Annotated in this window: 13 protein-coding genes; 11 read left to right on the forward strand and 2 right to left on the reverse strand. The window is 55.0% G+C overall.

Annotation, left to right across the window (positions count from 1 at the left end; translation table 11 throughout):
- Positions 1-80 precede the first annotated feature (80 nt).
- A complete protein-coding gene (gene metH / locus CDUR_RS06495; RefSeq protein WP_179417580.1) occupies positions 81-3,590 on the forward strand; it encodes a methionine synthase in 3,510 nt (1,169 codons plus the stop codon).
- Here metH and CDUR_RS06500 read toward each other — a convergent pair.
- The gene (locus tag CDUR_RS06500; protein ID WP_179417581.1) at positions 3,557-3,982 is read right to left on the reverse strand and encodes a P-loop NTPase family protein; all 426 of its coding nucleotides are present in this window, start codon (positions 3,980-3,982) and stop codon (positions 3,557-3,559) included. The genes metH and CDUR_RS06500 overlap by 34 nt on opposite strands.
- Before the next feature lie 173 nt (positions 3,983-4,155).
- Here CDUR_RS06500 and CDUR_RS06505 point away from each other — a divergent pair, with 173 nt between their 5' ends.
- The 9 genes from CDUR_RS06505 to CDUR_RS06545 all read left to right on the forward strand — a co-directional run bounded on the left by CDUR_RS06505 (position 4,156) and on the right by CDUR_RS06545 (position 11,905).
- Positions 4,156-4,860 carry an HAD family hydrolase gene (locus tag CDUR_RS06505; protein WP_179417582.1) on the forward strand — a complete coding sequence of 235 codons (705 nt, stop codon included), beginning with the start codon at positions 4,156-4,158 and terminating at the stop codon, positions 4,858-4,860.
- Complete coding sequence (locus tag CDUR_RS06510; protein WP_179417583.1) at positions 4,848-5,120, forward strand: phosphoribosyl-ATP diphosphatase; 273 nt, start codon at positions 4,848-4,850, stop codon at positions 5,118-5,120. The genes CDUR_RS06505 and CDUR_RS06510 overlap by 13 nt, the downstream gene beginning before the upstream one ends.
- Before the next feature lie 11 nt (positions 5,121-5,131).
- Positions 5,132-5,971 (forward strand): ATP phosphoribosyltransferase, encoded by an 840-nt coding sequence (gene hisG, locus CDUR_RS06515; RefSeq protein WP_179417584.1) that lies wholly within the window; start codon positions 5,132-5,134, stop codon positions 5,969-5,971.
- Positions 5,972-6,022: 51 nt separating this feature from the next.
- Positions 6,023-7,483, forward strand: a complete 1,461-nt coding sequence (gene aspA, locus CDUR_RS06520; RefSeq protein ID WP_179417585.1) for an aspartate ammonia-lyase — start codon at positions 6,023-6,025, stop codon at positions 7,481-7,483.
- 73 nt (positions 7,484-7,556) lie between these two features.
- A complete protein-coding gene (locus CDUR_RS06525; protein WP_179417586.1) occupies positions 7,557-8,204 on the forward strand; it encodes an ABC transporter ATP-binding protein in 648 nt (215 codons plus the stop codon).
- On the forward strand, positions 8,201-8,977 hold the full coding sequence (locus CDUR_RS06530) for a hypothetical protein (protein WP_179417587.1): 777 nt from the start codon (positions 8,201-8,203) through the stop codon (positions 8,975-8,977). The genes CDUR_RS06525 and CDUR_RS06530 overlap by 4 nt, the downstream gene beginning before the upstream one ends.
- Positions 8,978-8,979: 2 nt before the next feature.
- Positions 8,980-10,113 (forward strand): sensor histidine kinase, encoded by a 1,134-nt coding sequence (locus tag CDUR_RS06535; protein ID WP_179417588.1) that lies wholly within the window; start codon positions 8,980-8,982, stop codon positions 10,111-10,113.
- A complete protein-coding gene (locus CDUR_RS06540) occupies positions 10,110-10,748 on the forward strand; it encodes a response regulator transcription factor (RefSeq protein ID WP_179417589.1) in 639 nt (212 codons plus the stop codon). The genes CDUR_RS06535 and CDUR_RS06540 overlap by 4 nt, the downstream gene beginning before the upstream one ends.
- A gap of 23 nt (positions 10,749-10,771) precedes the next feature.
- Positions 10,772-11,905, forward strand: a complete 1,134-nt coding sequence (locus CDUR_RS06545) for an ATP-binding protein (protein WP_179417590.1) — start codon at positions 10,772-10,774, stop codon at positions 11,903-11,905.
- Here the strand turns inward: CDUR_RS06545 and CDUR_RS06550 are convergent, their stop codons facing one another.
- Complete coding sequence (locus CDUR_RS06550) at positions 11,906-12,718, reverse strand: RecB family exonuclease (RefSeq protein WP_179417591.1); 813 nt, start codon at positions 12,716-12,718, stop codon at positions 11,906-11,908.
- Between the two features lie 380 nt (positions 12,719-13,098).
- Between CDUR_RS06550 and CDUR_RS06555 the strand changes: the two genes are divergently transcribed.
- Positions 13,099-17,475, forward strand: coding sequence for a hypothetical protein (locus tag CDUR_RS06555; RefSeq protein ID WP_179417592.1), 4,377 nt, complete (start codon positions 13,099-13,101; stop codon positions 17,473-17,475).
- Positions 17,476-17,482 lie beyond the last annotated feature (7 nt).

Genomic DNA, 17,482 nt, shown 5'->3' on the forward strand with positions numbered 1-17,482 from the left:
TTGCGGCTATGGCGGCGCGTCGCTGAATGAGGAGGGGCGAACTACCCCTAAACCCAAAAACGTACTAAGCTGTCTGGTCGATGATTACAAAAACTGGTTTCCTTGATGCCCTTTCCTCCCGTGTTTTGATTGGTGACGGCGCGATGGGTACGCAACTACAGTCGTTTGACCTGGACGTTGATAAGGATTTTCTAGGTCTTGAGGGCTGTAATGAAATTCTCAATGACACGCGACCTGACGTTTTGCGAAAGATTCACCGCGCGTATTTCGACGCGGGTGCCGATGTGGTGGAAACCAACACTTTTGGCTGTAATCTGCCGAACCTCGCGGACTACGGCATTGAGGATCGCTGCCGCGAACTCGCCTTGAAAGGCACGGCCCTTGCCAGGGAAGTGGCTGACGAGTACGAGGAGAAATTTGTGCTTGGCTCAATGGGGCCTGGGACGAAGCTTCCGTCACTGGGACACGCCCACTACGAGGATCTGAAGCGCTACTACAAGGAAGCCGCACTGGGCATGATTGAGGGAGGTGCTGACGGCATCCTCATTGAAACTGCCCAGGACTTGCTGCAGGTCAAAGCGGCAGTGTTGGGGTGTCACGAGGCGTTTGATGAGCTTCAGATAACCCTCCCCATTGTTTGTCACGTTACTGTTGAAACAACCGGAACGATGCTGTTGGGGTCGGAAATCGGTGCGGCACTCACGGCTCTGGAACCGCTGGGCATCAACATGATTGGTTTGAATTGCGCCACCGGCCCCCACGAGATGAGCGAGCATCTGCGCTATTTATCCCAACACGCCTCTATCCCGGTGTCCGTGATGCCGAACGCTGGCCTGCCGATTCTTGGTAAAAACGGCGCAGAATACCCACTGACCCCCAGTGAATTGGGCGACGCCCTGCGCACATTCGTCAAAGATTATGGTCTTGCGCTGGTGGGGGGCTGTTGTGGTACTACCCCTGAGCATATTAGGGCGGTGAGGGACGCGGTCGTCGATACGCAGCAAGCACAGCGTACGCCAGCTATGGAAGATAATGTGTCCTCGCTGTATGCGACGATGCCGTTGACACAGGATACGGGCATTACCATGATTGGTGAGCGCACCAACGCCAACGGTTCGAAGGCGTTCCGGGAAGCGATGCTGGCCGGGGACTGGGAGACATGCGTGGATATTGCCAAGCAGCAAACCCGCGACGGTGCCCACATGCTGGATTTGTGCGTGGACTATGTGGGGCGTGATGGACGCGCGGACATGGCGCAGCTCGCGGGCTTATTGTCCACCAGCTCCACCCTTCCCATCATGATTGACTCCACCGAACCTGCTGTCATTCAAACAGGCTTGGAGCACCTGGGCGGGCGGTGTGCAGTGAACTCCGTCAACTTCGAGGATGGCGACGGCCCCGACTCCCGTTACCAGCGCATTATGCGGCTAGTTAAGCAGCACGGGGCTGCTGTGGTGGCATTGACCATTGATGAGGAAGGCCAGGCGCGTACCGCCGACAAGAAAGTCGAGATTGCAACCCGTCTAATTGAAGACATTACTAAGACGTGGGGCCTTGACCATAACGACATTATTGTGGACTGCCTGACATTTCCCATTTCCACAGGTCAGGAAGAAACCCGGCGCGACGGCATTGAAACCATTAATGCCATTCGCATGCTGAAGGAAAAGTATCCCCGCGTGCACACAACACTAGGTCTTTCTAACATTTCCTTTGGGCTGAATCCTGCCGCACGGCAAGTGCTTAATTCGGTGTTTCTGAATGAGTGCATCGAAGCTGGCCTGGACACTGCCATTGCGCATTCTTCCAAGATCCTTCCCATGAATCGCATTGACGAGCAGCAGCGTGAAGTTGCGCTCGATATGGTGTATGACCGTCGTACTCCCGACTATGATCCGCTGCAGAAATTCATGGAACTCTTTGAAGGGGTTTCTGCAGCTGACGCTAAAGATGCGCGCGCCGAAGCCCTTGCCGCCATGCCCCTCTTTGAGAGGCTAGCACAGCGTATTGTTGACGGCGAAAAGAATGGTCTGGAAACCGACTTGGATGCCGGCATGGCTGAAAAATCACCCATTGAAATTATTAATCAAGACCTTTTGGGCGGCATGAAAACGGTTGGTGAACTATTCGGTTCCGGTCAAATGCAGCTGCCTTTCGTGCTCCAGTCGGCGGAAACAATGAAAACTGCTGTTGCCTATCTAGAAAACTTTATGGAGGCCACTGATAATTCCGGCGGTAAAGGTAAAATTGTCCTTGCTACAGTCAAGGGTGATGTGCATGATATTGGCAAAAATCTGGTCGATATTATTCTGTCCAATAACGGCTATGAGGTTGTGAATTTGGGAATTAAGCAGCCCATTTCCACCATTATTTCCGCCGTTCGCGACCATAATGCCGACGTGGTGGGCATGTCCGGTCTACTGGTGAAATCCACGGTGATCATGAAGGAAAACCTGGAGGAAATGAACACTGCGGGCGCATCGGACATTCCCGTGCTGCTGGGCGGCGCCGCGCTGACCCGTACCTATGTGGAAAACGACCTCACCGATGTGTATCAGGGTGATGTGCACTACGCCCGGGACGCGTTCGAGGGCCTCCGTCTGATGGACGACATCATGGCAACCAAACGCGGCGAACTAGTCATCGATCCTGCCGCTGAGGAAAAGAAGCTGCAGCGCAAGGCCCGGCATGAGCGATCCCGCAGGATTGCCGCTGAACGCAAAGCTGCCGCAACTCCTGTGGAGATTCCCGCGCGTAGCGACGTCGCGACCGACACTCCCGTGGCCACCCCACCGTTCTGGGGAACCAGGATTGTCAAGGGCCTCTCGCTGTCCGACTACCTGCCGTTTTTGGATGAACGGGCCCTGTTCATGGGGCAGTGGGGGCTGAGGGGCACCCGCGGTGCCGATGGCCCTTCCTACGACGACCTCGTGGAAACCGAAGGTCGCCCCCGTCTGCGCTATTGGGTCGATCGCCTGAAATCCGAAGGCATTCTCAACCACGCTGCAGTGGTGTACGGCTACTTCCCGGCAATCTCCGCAGGCGATGAGGTGCTGGTGCTAGAGTCGCCCACTCTCGATGCCCCGGTTCGCGCGCGTTTCCCCTTCCCGCGACAACAACGCGGACGCTTTCTTAACATTGCCGACTTCATTCATTCTGACACAGTTGACGTCTTGCCATTCCAGCTGGTCACCATGGGGCAGCCCATCGCTGATTTTGCTAACACGCTGTTTGCCAACAACGAGTACCGTGATTACCTGGAAGTTCACGGCATGGGGGTGCAGCTCACCGAAGCACTTGCCGAGTACTGGCATGCCCGCATCCGGTCAGAGCTTGTCCTTGATGACGGCACCGTAGGTGACCACGACGCCACCGACACAAAGCGCTTCTTTGACTTGGACTACCGTGGTGCGCGGTATTCCTTTGGTTATGGCTCCTGCCCCGACCTGGAATCACGCCGCACCATGGTGGATCTGCTGCAACCACAGCGCATTGGTGTCGAATTGTCTGAGGAACTGCAGCTGCATCCTGAGCAATCAACTGACGCGTTTGTTCTCTACCACCCTGAGGCGACGTACTTTAACGTCTGAGGTATGTCTTTGGGGTGTCGTAGGTGGTGTAGTTTTTCTGCGGGTATTTGGGCAAGTATTTCGGGTAGGTGACGGCGATAGCCTATGACCCATCGCCAGAATTCCCAGTTTTCATGACCGCGCCGCAACGCCCGCCAAGCGCAGAGCCATAAAGGAAAGTCAAGGACCACTACGGCGTCGGCACGCGCGACACGGGGAGCGAGATTGTCATAGGCACCTAGATCGCCGTCGATAACCCACTCCTCCCTAGAGACGATGCTTTCCCAGTCAAGAGGTTGGGGCGTGAGATCAGCGCCCCATAGCAACTTGTCCAGTTCGATGTGGGGTAGGCCCAGTTGTCTCGCGAGGGTGCTTTTGCCGGAACCCCCGCGACCAAGGATGGCTATCCGCATGGTTTACAACGGTAGCCGTCGCCGGTAGTCAACGCGAAATGTGGCGATGTGAGTGCCCCATTCCTCACAGTGCAACCACTGCCATGTTTCAAGGAAAAATTAGCATTCTTTTTCGATGTCTGGAATCAATAGGGACGCGATGGTGCAGAGGCGCTTTCGGTACACTAAAACCCATGCTAAAAGCGATACTATGGGACATGGACGGCACTCTCGTAGATTCAGAGCCACTGTGGGGGATTGCCGCCGATGAGATGAGCGAAAAAATGGGCAGGAAGCTCACCCCAGAACTTCACGAAAAAATAATCGGCGTTACATTCGAAGAAACCGTTACTATCTGCGCCAACCACGCAGGCATCACCCTCACCGATGACATCTTCCGGCACTACTACGACATCACCCTTGAACGGGTCGCTGAACTTTTCCAACAAAAACTTGCCCCCAATCCTGGTGTGCGTGAGCTGCTCACCGAACTGTCGCAACAAGGCATGCCCATGATGGTGGCCACCAACACCGTCAGGAAACTCGCCGACATGGCTATCAACGCCGTCGGCCGTGACTTCTTCACCGCCACCATCTGCGGTGATGAGGTCGAACACGGAAAACCAGCACCTGACATGTACCTGGCGGCAGCACGCATGCTTGGCGTCGAAGCAAAAGATTGCCTTGTCTTTGAAGACAGCATTGCAGGAATGAAGGCCGCCTACACAGCGGGATGCTCCGTCATCGGCCTGCCCGAAGCTGGAATCTACCCACCGGAAGGCATAACAACTCTCCAACAACTCCATGGATGCAACTCCTTCGATGGTGTTACCGCAACCGACGTGCATCAATGGTTTAACACCCAGCCCAGTAAGCATGTGGAAGAATGGCACAAGTGAAAAACTTTGACAGCCTTTACATCGAACTTTCGCAACGAGCCGCAGAGCGGCCCGACGGATCAGCCACCGTCGAAGCCCTCGATAAAGGCGTGCATGCAATAGGCAAAAAAATCATCGAAGAAGCAGGCGAAGTCTGGATCGCGGCTGAATACCAAACAGATGCCGAACTCGCCGAAGAAATATCCCAGCTTATGTACTGGACCCAAGTAATCATGCTTGCCCGCGGCATTACCCCCGACGACATCTACAAAAACCTCTAAGAAAGACACCCATGCTCAAAGTAGCCGTCCCCAACAAAGGCTCCCTTTCCGACACCGCTAGCGACATCCTCCGCGAAGCAGGCTACGCCAGTCGACGCGACTCCAAAGCGCTCACCATCATTGACCGTAAAAACGACGTCGAATTCTTCTTCCTCCGGCCCAAAGATATCGCCATCTATGTTGCGAATGGACACCTTGATCTTGGCATCACCGGCCGCGACCTGGCCGCCGACTCACTCGCCAACGTCACCGAAGTCCTTGCCTTAGGGTTTGGAAGCTCCACCTTCCGATACGCCGCCCCAACAGGCTGGACGATTGACCAACTCAATGGCGCACGCATCGCCACCTCATATCCCAACCTTGTACGCACCGACCTGAAAAAGCGGGGCATCACCGCAGACGTCATCCGCCTCGACGGTGCCGTGGAAATTTCCATTAAATTAGGTGTTGCCGATGTCATTGCCGACGTCGTGTCTACCGGCACCACCTTGCGCAAACAAGGACTCGAACCCTTCGGCGAACCACTATGCACCTCCGAAGCCGTCATCGTTGGGCGTGCCGACCGTGAAGTTACCCCTGAACAACGCGTCCTCCTCCGCCGCGTCGAAGGCATCCTCCATGCCCAGAATTACCTCATGCTCGATTACAACGTCCCACGCCACTTGCTTGACGACGCCACCCGCATCACCCCCGGCATCTCAGGCCCCACCGTCTCACCTCTCGCACTAGATGAGTGGGTAGCCGTCCGCGCCATGGTCCCGCGCAAAGACGCGAACTGGATCATGGACCAACTTGCGGCACTAGGAGCACAAGCAATACTCGCATCCGAAATTAGGATCGCGCGCATATAAATGGGGGTAGTCTTTCAAGTAGCCCCATAGGCGCAACGAAAGGCCCCACCAATGAGCAAAACCAAAAAAACAACCACCCCCACAGCACGCACCGGATACCGCCTAGAAGAAGACCTACTAGGCACCATGGAAGTACCCAACGACGCCTACTACGGCATCCACACCCTGCGCGCCATCGACAACTTCAACATTTCCCGAACCACCATTAACCACATTCCCGAATTCATCCGCGGCATGGTTCAAGTCAAAAAAGCAACGGCACTGGCCAACCGCCGACTGCACACCCTGCCCGCCAAAAAATGCGAGGCCATCGTCTGGGCCTGCGACCAAATCCTGGACAAAGGACGTTGCATGGATCAATTCCCCATTGACGTCTTCCAAGGCGGAGCCGGCACCAGCCTCAACATGAACACCAACGAGGTCATCGCTAACCTTGCACTCGAATACCTCGGCGAACCCAAAGGCAACTACAGCGTCATCAACCCCAACGACGACGTCAACATGAGCCAATCCACCAACGACGCCTATCCCACAGGTTTCCGTCTCGGGGTCTATGCTGCGCTCATTGAACTCATCAAACAAATCGACCAACTCCAATCAGCCTTCCACGCCAAAGGCACCGAATTCGTCGATATTCTCAAAATGGGACGCACCCAACTTCAAGACGCCGTGCCCATGACCCTCGGTGAGGAATTCCAAGCCTTCGCCCACAACCTCGCCGAAGAACAAGCTGTCCTCCGCATGGCCGCTGATCGACTCCTCGAAGTGAACCTGGGTGCTACAGCTATTGGAACCGGCGTCAACACCCCTGCAGGATACCGCCACCAAGTCGTCGCCTCGCTCTCCGAAGTCACCGGATTGGAGATCAAATCCGCCCGCGACCTCATCGAAGCAACATCCGACACTGGTGCCTATGTCCTCGCACACGGTGCCGTCAAACGCGCGGCCATGAAACTATCCAAGATCTGCAATGACCTCAGGCTGCTTTCCTCAGGCCCCCGCGCCGGGCTCAACGAAATCAACCTGCCTCCACGCCAGGCGGGATCATCCATCATGCCGGCCAAAGTGAACCCGGTGATCCCTGAAGTGGTCAACCAGGTCTGCCTGAAAGTGTTCGGTAACGATCTGACAGTAACCATGGCCGCCGAAGCGGGCCAGTTGCAGCTCAACGTCATGGAACCCGTCATTGGGGAAGCCCTGTTCCAATCCATTCGCATCCTCCGGAACGCAGTGACTGCGCTGCGTGAGAAGTGCGTCGTTGGCATCACCGCCAACGCCGACGTGTGCCGCGCTTACGTGGAAAACTCCATCGGCATTGTCACATACCTCAACCCTTTTATCGGTCACCATAACGGTGACATGATTGGCAAGGAGGCGGCCGCCACGGGAAAAACAGTACGCGAACTAGTCCTGGAGAAGGGACTGATGGATGAACAAACCCTCGACCAGGTTCTTTCTAAAGAAAACCTCATGCACCCTGTCTTTCGAGGAGCCCTCTACCTAGAAAACTAGTCCTTTTGGGGGAGGGCAGTAATTCGCCTGTACAGCCGATGTTTTTACGGTTGTCATGTCGCACACTTAAAGCATGACAACCATACTCGACGCTCGGGATATTTCGGTATCGTATGGGCGACAAGCAGTGCTTCACGGCGCGAACCTAACTGCCCAGCAGGGTGAGATCGTGGCACTGCTCGGCCCCAACGGCGCTGGAAAAACCACACTCATTAAAGCAGTTCTCGGACTTGTTGCATCGCGTGGCGGCATAGACATCACAGGAAATATTGGCATTCTGCTAGACGATGGGGGACTACTACCAGGACTAACCGGCCGACAGCACCTTCATGCCGTGGCGCTTTTTCACGGAAAAACCGGCGCCGATGAAGCGCTACAGCTCGTGGACATGGCCTACGCCGCCGACCAAAAAATCAGCACCTACTCACTAGGAATGAAGCGGCGCATCGCCCTCGCTGCAGCGCTCATCGCACAGCCAACCTTGCTGCTTCTCGACGAACCTGCCAACGGCCTCGACCCTGAAGGAATCCGCTGGCTCAACCACTTTCTGCGGGACTACGCGGCACAGGGCAATGCCGTGGTCCTGTGCACCCACCACCTCGCCGAAGCAGAGGCCATATCCACCATAACCACCATGATTCGCGCCGGGCGCACAATCTACCAAGGCCCCACCACAGACGACCTCGAACACCACTACTTCACCATGATGGGCAAGCCATGAAAACCGAACTCTACACAGCCATCCATTTACGTTCCATCCGCATCGCTGCCATGGCACTGCCCATTGCCGCAGCTTTTACCTCTATCCTTGCGTGGGTTCTGGGTATTGCAGCACCCGAAAAGCTGCCTCAATCCTTCGCGCCGGAAAGCTCCCAATTCCAACTTCAGGCACTCGACATCACCGGATCTGCACAATCAAGCGGCACCGCGGGTTCCTACATCGTGGCCAGCGTGCTGGGGGTACTCATGGTGGCCACCAACTACCGCCACGGGGCCGTCACCTGGAAAGTTCTCCACGGCAGGGGACGGTGGGGGCTCAACATTCTCGGGGCCGTGGGTGCTGTTACCGCAGGAGCAGCGGCGGTGAGCTGCGTAATTGCTGGAGTAATCACGGTCGTCGCAACGCAACTCAGCGGAACACCCTGGGAGGTGGCATTTAGTGACGTGCTGTTGATGTGGATACGTGGGATAGCGGCGCTCACCCTCCTAGCCGTCACCACAGCTGCGCTTACACTTGCCACCCGCAGCGGGCTTGTCAGCGGAGTCATACTCGGCGTGGCGTACACCATTGAAGCCATCATCGCGGCCATCGGAGCCGTCGCAGGCTGGAACCTTACAGCAATCGGCTGGCTGCCACTCCAATCCGCCCTCTCAGCAGTCGGAACCTCGACACTCGCGCCCTACAGCAGTGGTGCGGGACTCCTGCTATGTGCGGGGTGGACAGCACTGGTAGGAATCATCGGAATCAGCCGACTCAAAACCTACAATCTATAGACATGGCCACAGACAGGTTCATTGCGGGCATCATCCTTATCCCCGGGGTGATACACATCGCAGCGCTCTACGCAAAAGCAGGTGATCCACCCTTCAACGCACCCGCAGCACTATGGGTCGCAATCGCCCTCGGCATCATTTACACCATCGAATCAGCCACCGTACTCAGGCGCCGTACCCAACCGGTAAGAATGCTGTGGATCTGCATCATCCTAGAACTGATCAGGTTCATCGTTCTGATAGTGGGTGGCCCCCAGCCTGCAAGCAGCGGCCCCAGCTGCATAGCAGTGCTCGCCTACGCAGCCATACGCTACACACTCACCCCCTACAAACAACTTGCCGCCCAAAGCGTTGTATACACCATCACCAGCACGATCGCCTACATCTACATCCCCATCGCCATCGAAGGAATCGACGCACCACTCGTCCCACTCGTCCGCATCCTCATAGGCGCATTCAGTAGTATAGCCATGTTTGTCATCGGCATCATCTCCGGCTATATCGTCCTCAGCGACCACCGCCTTGCTGAGGCAAAACGCCAAACACTCCTCGCCAACGAACGCACCCGCATCGCCCGCGAACTCCACGACACCACCGCACACCACCTCAGCAGCATAGCCATCCAAACCACTGCTGCCCGCGCCGTCCTCCACGCCAACCCCCACGCCGCCGAACAACAACTCGAAGGCATCTCCACCAGCATCTCCAAAGCACTAGCCGATGTCCGCGCCACCGTCAACCACCTACGCACACCCACCGAAGCCGAAACCAACCGAACACCCCAACCCACCCTCGCCACCATCCCCGACCTCATCACCGAATGCCAACAACTAGGCATGAACATCCACGTCACCGGCCCCGGCCTCCGCGACACCCTCACCACCCCAGAACAACAATGCGCCTACCGCACCATCCAAGAAGCACTCACCAACGCACGCAAACACGCACCCGGCGCGCCCGTCACCATCCACATGGATAACCACGGACTCGCCATACAAACCCACGGACACTTCCAACCCAGCAGCACCCCCGGACGCGGCAGCATCGGCATGCAAGAACGCGCCGACAACTGCGGCGCAACACTCACAAACCAACCCAACACACAAGGATGGGAAGTCACACTCACATGGACATGATCCGCGTACTCCTCGCCGATGACGAACCACTCATCCGTGCAGGACTAGCAACCATCCTCCAAGCCTCCGGCAGCATCACCATCGTCGGCGAAGTCAGCACAGGAAAACAAGCCGTCGCCGAAGCACAACGATTACAGCCCGACGTCATTTGCATGGATATCCGTATGCCCGACGGCGATGGACTCGAAGCAACCCGACTCATCCAACAACTCGATCCGACCCCAGCCGTCATTGTCATCACCACCTTCGACCTTGATGAATACGTCTTCGGCGCACTCGAAGCCGGAGCCTGCGGAATCCTCCTCAAAGACAGCCCCATGGACGCACTCGTTGAAGGCGTCCAACGCGCCGCACTCGGCGAAGGGCTTGTCGACGCCGCCCTCACCCGACGCGTCATCACAGAATTCACCCGCCGAAAAATGACCATCACACCAGACACCAGCACCCTCACCCCACGCGAACTCGACTGCGTCGTACAACTCTGCCGCGGACTCAGCAACAACGATATCGCCAGCGAACTCTACCTCGAACCCTCCACCGTCAAAACACACCTATCTTCAGCCATGTCCAAAACCGGCGCAGAAAACCGCGTGCAACTCGTCATCTGGGCGTTCAAAAATAACATAGTTAGCTGACAAAACTGAGTAAACTGAGCATCATGAACCAGACGAGCCCGTTCACACCAACCTTCGGATCCTCACCCAGCGTCCCCGTCGGACGAACCGATATCGTCGAATCATTCACCCTCGCATTACGCAGCGGACCCGGCTCACCCAGCAGGGCACTACTCCTCTCAGGCACCAGAGGCGTCGGCAAAACAGTACTCCTCAACGAAGTCGAAGACGCCGCACGCGAACAAGGATGGGCCGTCATCACCGAAACAGCACTACCCGGGCTAGTCAACCGACTCGTCAACGAACACCTACCAGCACTCCTACAAATGGTCGACCCACGCTCCACCGTCCGACGAGTCACCGGAGTCACCGGCCCAGCCGGCCTCGGAGGATTCACCGGCACCGTCCACGAACGACACCCCATCGTCCCAGGACTACGCACACAACTCACCCAAGCCCTCAACCACCTACAAGAACACCACGTCGGACTACTCATCACCGTCGACGAAATAGGCCGAGGCACAACCGCCGAACTCGCAGAACTCGCCGCCGCAGTACAACACATCTTCCGAGAAAACCGCGACATCGCACTCGCCCTCGCCGGACTACCCGACGAAGTAAACGCTCTCCTCAAACACCGCGGAATCACCTTCATCCGCCGCGCTGACCACCGCGAACTAGGCGCAGTCACCAGAGAAGAAGCGCGCCGGGGCCTGGTGGAACCTGTAGAGGAAAACGGGTGGCACTGGGACGAAACCGCCTTGAATCGCGCACTAGAGGCAACTCGGGGATACCCGTTTATGATTCAGCTGATTGGTCACCATTCATGGTTGGCAGCGAAAAACCCCACGGTTATCGATGACCAGGCCGTCGAGCATGGAACCCAGCGAGCACTGAAAGACCTCAATACGTTGGTGCTTAAGCCTTTGGTGGCGGAACTGTCGGGCCTTGATTTGGCTTTTGTCAAGGCAATGGCGGAGGATCCCGGTCCCAGTAAAGTCAGTGACATCGCTGCCCGTATCGACCGATCGGCGGATACAGTTGCCCAGTATCGACGCCGCCTCATCGCTCGCCACATTGTTGTTCCGGTGTCCCATGGGGTCGTCGCCTTTACCATTCCAGGACTACGGGAATTCCTTCACATCGAAGAGGACCATGCCCCGATCCCATTCTGGTAGTTAGTCGGCGGTGCTCCCAGGCCATCCCGGATAGTCTGGCGGAGTACCACCAAAAGCTGGGCATAGTGCCTGATGCGGGCACCACCCACATAGTTTGGAGGTTTTGGGGCGGAATGTTCCGGCGCGGCCATCGCCCTCAATTTTGGCCCACAGGTCGCCGAGGTCGCGTTCAAAAAACTCCAGCTCCTCGGTGGAGGGGGTGAGGAACATGGAGTCGATGACCTTGAGGTACATGAGACGCAGTTGGGTGGGCACGACGTCGAAAAGCCGCCAGTACACTAGGGCGTAAAAGCGCATCTGAAACTGAGCCTGCTGACTCCATTGAGGTTTGGGCTTCTTTCCGGTTTTGTAGTCGACGACGCGAACCTGACCGGTGGGGGCGATGTCCACGCGGTCAATGAAGCCGCGGACGGGAACGCCATTAGGCAGGACGGTATCGACGTACATCTCGCATTCGTGGGCATCGAAACCTTGAGGGTTTTCCATCTCGAAGTAGCCCCGGAGAAGGGCGCGGCACTCGACGAGGAAGTCGTAGAGATCGGCGTCGGAAACCAGGTCAGTGAGTTCTGGGTCTGCCTGGCACATCGTTGTCCAGTTAGGTTTCAGACGCTTCACGGCAGCAGGGTAGAGGCGGTCCTGGCGAGGAAGCTTATGCATTTCCTCCAAAACCGCATGTACGAGGGTTCCCTTAACCTGTGCCACGGTTTTGGGTTCGGGGAGACGGTCAATAGCGCGGAAGCGGTACAACAGGGGGCATTGCTGGTAATCACCAGCGCGCGACGGTGACAAAGCGAGTGGGCGGGGGTGAGTCATAGGGGACTAGGTTACTCGCCCTGCCTTGAAGTGTCGTGCATTTTCGTAGGAGATGCAGAGCGTTGCCCGCGATTGTGCCCAAGTAATCTGTTGGTACTCTAATCTCTGTCTGCCGGGTAGTGGGGGTGAAAATAAAACCTTTGTCTACCTCCAGTTCCGGCGCTATGCAGGATAAATTTCCTGTTTAAAAGGTCGCATCAAGGGGGGAGGTTAGCGGAAACGATCCCCTAGTCGCAATTTTGCTATTATCGCAAGGTAGTATGCTGATGAAAAAATATTCATGAAAGGGTGTTCGCTATGGCTAATGCCTGGTTTTGGGGAGTGGAAGACAGAAAAACTGCATATTCACAACGTTGGCATAACGGTAGGTAATAATGAGTGTGGCATCACATATTTTTCCTGTAAAGCATGCTGATGACAGTATGGTTCCTGTTACAGCACAGGAATCCATTAGTTCGATCATGGGGGAGCGTGTTGTTGTTCGTCTCGTGCAAGAACCACTTGTGGAGGCAAATTCTTTCGTTCAGAAATATCTTGGACTAGAAATTTGCGACAGCTATAACGTGGGAATGGCGCCACCGCGTGCCGAGGGTTTTCCAGAATGGCCCATCATTATTGACCCTGATAATGCACACCATGCACTCAACCTTGTAAGTGACGTTGAATGGGCTAGACGCATGGTGGCCACTCAACCCAACAAGGTAAAACAGCGTATTGATGCCTTGGTGAAGACACTTCTTGTGTCCGTTCCGCATTTTGTCCCACCTCTACTGGAGGAAATAGCGCGCATTTTCGATAATGCTGGAAATAGTAAATATGCGGTTCAGTTCTTTGGAAAAGCAAGGGAGATTGACCGTACTTATGGCACGGATGGTGACACTGCACGCCATCGTCGTGTCATGGAAGAATTTGCGCGACGTGGGTGCGTCAGTGCCAAAGACATGACGCGGGAATCTGCGGATTGTGTCGCTATGTTCGGTGATGCTACTGAGGCATACCGGTACGTGCTTCACCTGAATGCTCAGCGATGTAGAGCTGGAATGCCTCCTTACTCTTCTATGGCGCGCGATCTTATAAAGATGGGCAAGGCTGCGGAGATAGATCCAGCCGATGTATGCAAAGATGTGCTAGAAAGTATCGAGGGGACTCGGGGGATGCGAACAGCGCCACTCGGATTTTATCAAGGGATGGCCAAGCATCTTTCTGGGGAATCGCTGAAACGACTATTTGCCACGTGCCCCAGCAGTGTATCTGGGGATGAATGGGCTGGGGCCGCTGACAAGGTGGGCTTGTTTAAGCTGTTAACAGAAGCTGAAATGCTGGAATGGCTATGTGATGCTATAAGGTCGAGTAATCGATACTCGGCTGAAAACCTGGTGCGGGTAGTTGAGAAGTATAAAGAAATATTGCATGGTCATGTATTGCGCGTAGCGTGCTCAAACTTGCACCTATCGTTGCTTATATCGCTGGAAAAAGCGGGTGTAATATGGGAATTTACCGACCCTGTCGGTACGGGAAATCGTCAGTTTTTGAGCTACCTTCGTGGAACGTATGATATTCTCGATATGGGTGTCATTTTCCGCAATCCTCACATATGCGAACGCTTGCTGCATGGAATTACGCTAAGTGAATTTGTGCGCGAGCATGATGTTGGCAGACTGCGGGAATTGGGTTTAGCGCCTGCGATAGATTACCTTGTCCGTTGTGATCTAGCGGTATTCCAAGGCGGAGATTTCCTGCTGCCTCAGGCGAAAAAAATGGTTGAGAATATGGATGTGCTCGCCAAGCTTGAGCTATCAAGGGAGGTTCTTGACGAGGCGATAAATTCACTTCATTATGATTTTGCGGCTATGTTGGCTCGCAATTTACAGGCAGGAGTGTTGACGGAATTATCATGGCCTGCGCTGGAAAAAGCTATGGCTGATTTTCAGAAACGACGCTTCTTTAAAAAAGATAAACCCATAAAGTTTTTTGAATCTTATCCTGGTGTTGTTGCGCTCATTGAGGATTCACTTGTTGCAGTTGAGGGGGAGTCAGTGGTGGCTACGTACATCCACCCTGATAGAGATTCCGTTATAAGGGCAGGTTATGTTGGGGATGCTCTTTATTGCATGAACGCCGAGGATGAGACGGTAAGTGGTGAATGGTCACATGGCCAAGCGATGATGGTAGAAAAACCAGAGAACTGGCAGTGGGGGACCATCACATCAACAGCTTCACTATTATGCCCAGCGGGTCGGCTTACTGGTGCTGGCATTATTACAGCCTACGCAACGAAAGCCCCTTATCCTGCGGGGAACGTATACGGGAGTACATCGGGAGATCTGTGGCGTCTTCAGCTTTCGGAGTATGAACATGGAAACTGCACTATCTATTCGGTGGATCCACACACGGGCGAGGACAAAGACGAAAGTTATCCTTCACAGTTCGATGCTGTGACGGCACCGAGCATCCGGCGCGAGGAGTGCGTGATGCTCCCAGCACCTGCAGGGCAGCATGTTGTACCCGTGCACGACGGTGAGTTTTTCAGCGTTTTTGCTAGGGATCGCGACAAGAATCTGCCCTACATGGTGATTACAGGCGATGGAAACATCGTGCGCAGTGGTGCGTATGCACCAGGTTTGGTGCAATTCGGTGGTGTGACATGGTTACGTGACGCAGATGGTAACGTGTATCTGCCTGGTCTTCCTGGCGATGAGGGGTTACTTGCAGAAACTCACGGTACCAAAGGAAAACACTGGCTTCATGACCTTCCATGGTCAGCATGGATCAACCTCCAGGTAAGGAACGAGGCTGCAAGCCAGCGGCTTAGGACTATCACTCCGTATCACGCCGCAGTGCTTCTCAATAGTGAAATGAGTGCTGCGCGTTTTCTGGGTACAAAGGATCCAGAGCTATGCGCCAGCGTTGACCACTGCGTCGAAGAGGTCCGAAAACTTGATAAGAAGTTGAAGCGACTGCGCTCTATTTTGCGCATGATCCGGGATAACGTTACTCCGCACAACACATCTAATGGTCCCCAAGTTGACAAGATTTTAGAGCATGCGCACAAATATCAGGCTGGGGTTGAAGCAGAGCAATTAGTAAGGCTAGTCCGCCAAGTACCAGTGGAAATATCTGGTACTTGGAAATGGTTGCTTTCTGTTGGTAATGAAAAATCTTTGGTGGCGTGGGCATCTGGACCACTGGCTAACCCACTAGTGGGGCAAGAAGTGGCTGCGATGTTTAGCGTGTTGGCCAACGCCGGTATCGGTGCTGAAACGTGGAATCAAGTGAGCTTGAATTGGACGAAGTTGGGTGCGGATCTTCCCCAATTGCATACTGGGCTTGTATTGCCTAACGCTGTTGTCGTGGGTAAACCTAAGCCGTACCAGTGGGGCGAATGGACGGACAGCAGCCTAAGCTACCGGGTGTTTGCCCAAGGAGAGCTGCCTTATACCGATACGGATGTTGTGGGCATTACTGCCCTAGGTGCGAAATATGGCATTGTTCCAGGTCTGACGTCGCAGCATATGGCTGAATGCGCACTGAGCTTCCCTGAACCTGGTGATATTGACCGTATGGTGCACGCCCTCAGCGATAATTGCGCCTTAACAGAAGCAGCAGCTACGGTGCTATTCAACGGGGGCTTCCACCCACTTCACCAAGGCTCACGGTTTCATGGCGACGACATTATGCAACAAGTCATTGATGCCGAAGATAAACCCAGATTGGAGGCAGCGAAGAAATCGCTGCGCATCTCTGCCAAGGTTTATGACAACGCAATTATTCAGTTGCGCGAGCTGGATCTGGAGCATGTTGAATTGCTACTGGCGGCAGCTTTTGACCGAAACTATGATGCCATCGCACGTATCGCGGCTGAGCTGCCACAAACGGTAGTTCCGCTTGATGACGATACGTTAGTGCAGCTCACTGGCTGGTACTCGCGGTGGGACGAAAAGATACCCAGGGTAGTGATGCAAGCAGCCCAGAAACTATCAGACGAAATGCTAGTTGATAGCTGTGATTATGGTCGACTTTTGGGCGCAGTGCTGTATTGGGCGACGCATGCGCCGTTGAATGACCCTTTACGTGGATTCTATGCAGATCAACTCGACATCCTGAAGACAATTGAGCCCGTGGATAACTCGAGAATGACAACACAATATCCGCTTCAAGGTTCTCTTGAGACCATCCCACCAATGCGTCCAGAGGACAGCGCAGACGCCCGCAGGGCACTACGCCAGGGCTATTTTGATGAGGTGATTGCTGGCCTACGGCGTGAAGTTAGCAGTGGTGGGTGTCCGCTTAACCCGGCGTTATCTGCATCAGATGTTGTGGATGAGGTGTGTGAGCACCTGGGCTTAGGAAAATTGGCGGCCATGTATTTTCTTCAGTTGTTGGCCATTGCGTACTGCCCGGATGTGAGCATCAGAACATGGAACAACTGGAAAAAGAAGGATTTAGACGCGGCCAGGGGAGAGCTTCTAGAAAAGCAGCTGGTTGTGCACGGCAAACGCACAAGGGCTGGCCGTTCGGTGTTTTTACCCTGCCCATGGTGGGAGGCAAGTTCCCCACACTATCCAATGGAGGAGTGGAAAGCCCAGTATTACCTGGTACGTTACGGAAACAAAGCGTGGAGTTTGGTTCCGTGGTGTCCGCCGCTACTGCCACTCGATACGTTATTCCGCCATGCTTGGGACCGCTATAAAGGTGGTGATGTACCTCGCATGGAGGAACTGACCACCACCCGCTATAAGGGAAAATCTAGGCGGTAAGCAATCC

This window comes from Corynebacterium durum (assembly GCF_030408675.1).
GTDB classification, from domain to species: domain Bacteria; phylum Actinomycetota; class Actinomycetes; order Mycobacteriales; family Mycobacteriaceae; genus Corynebacterium; species Corynebacterium durum.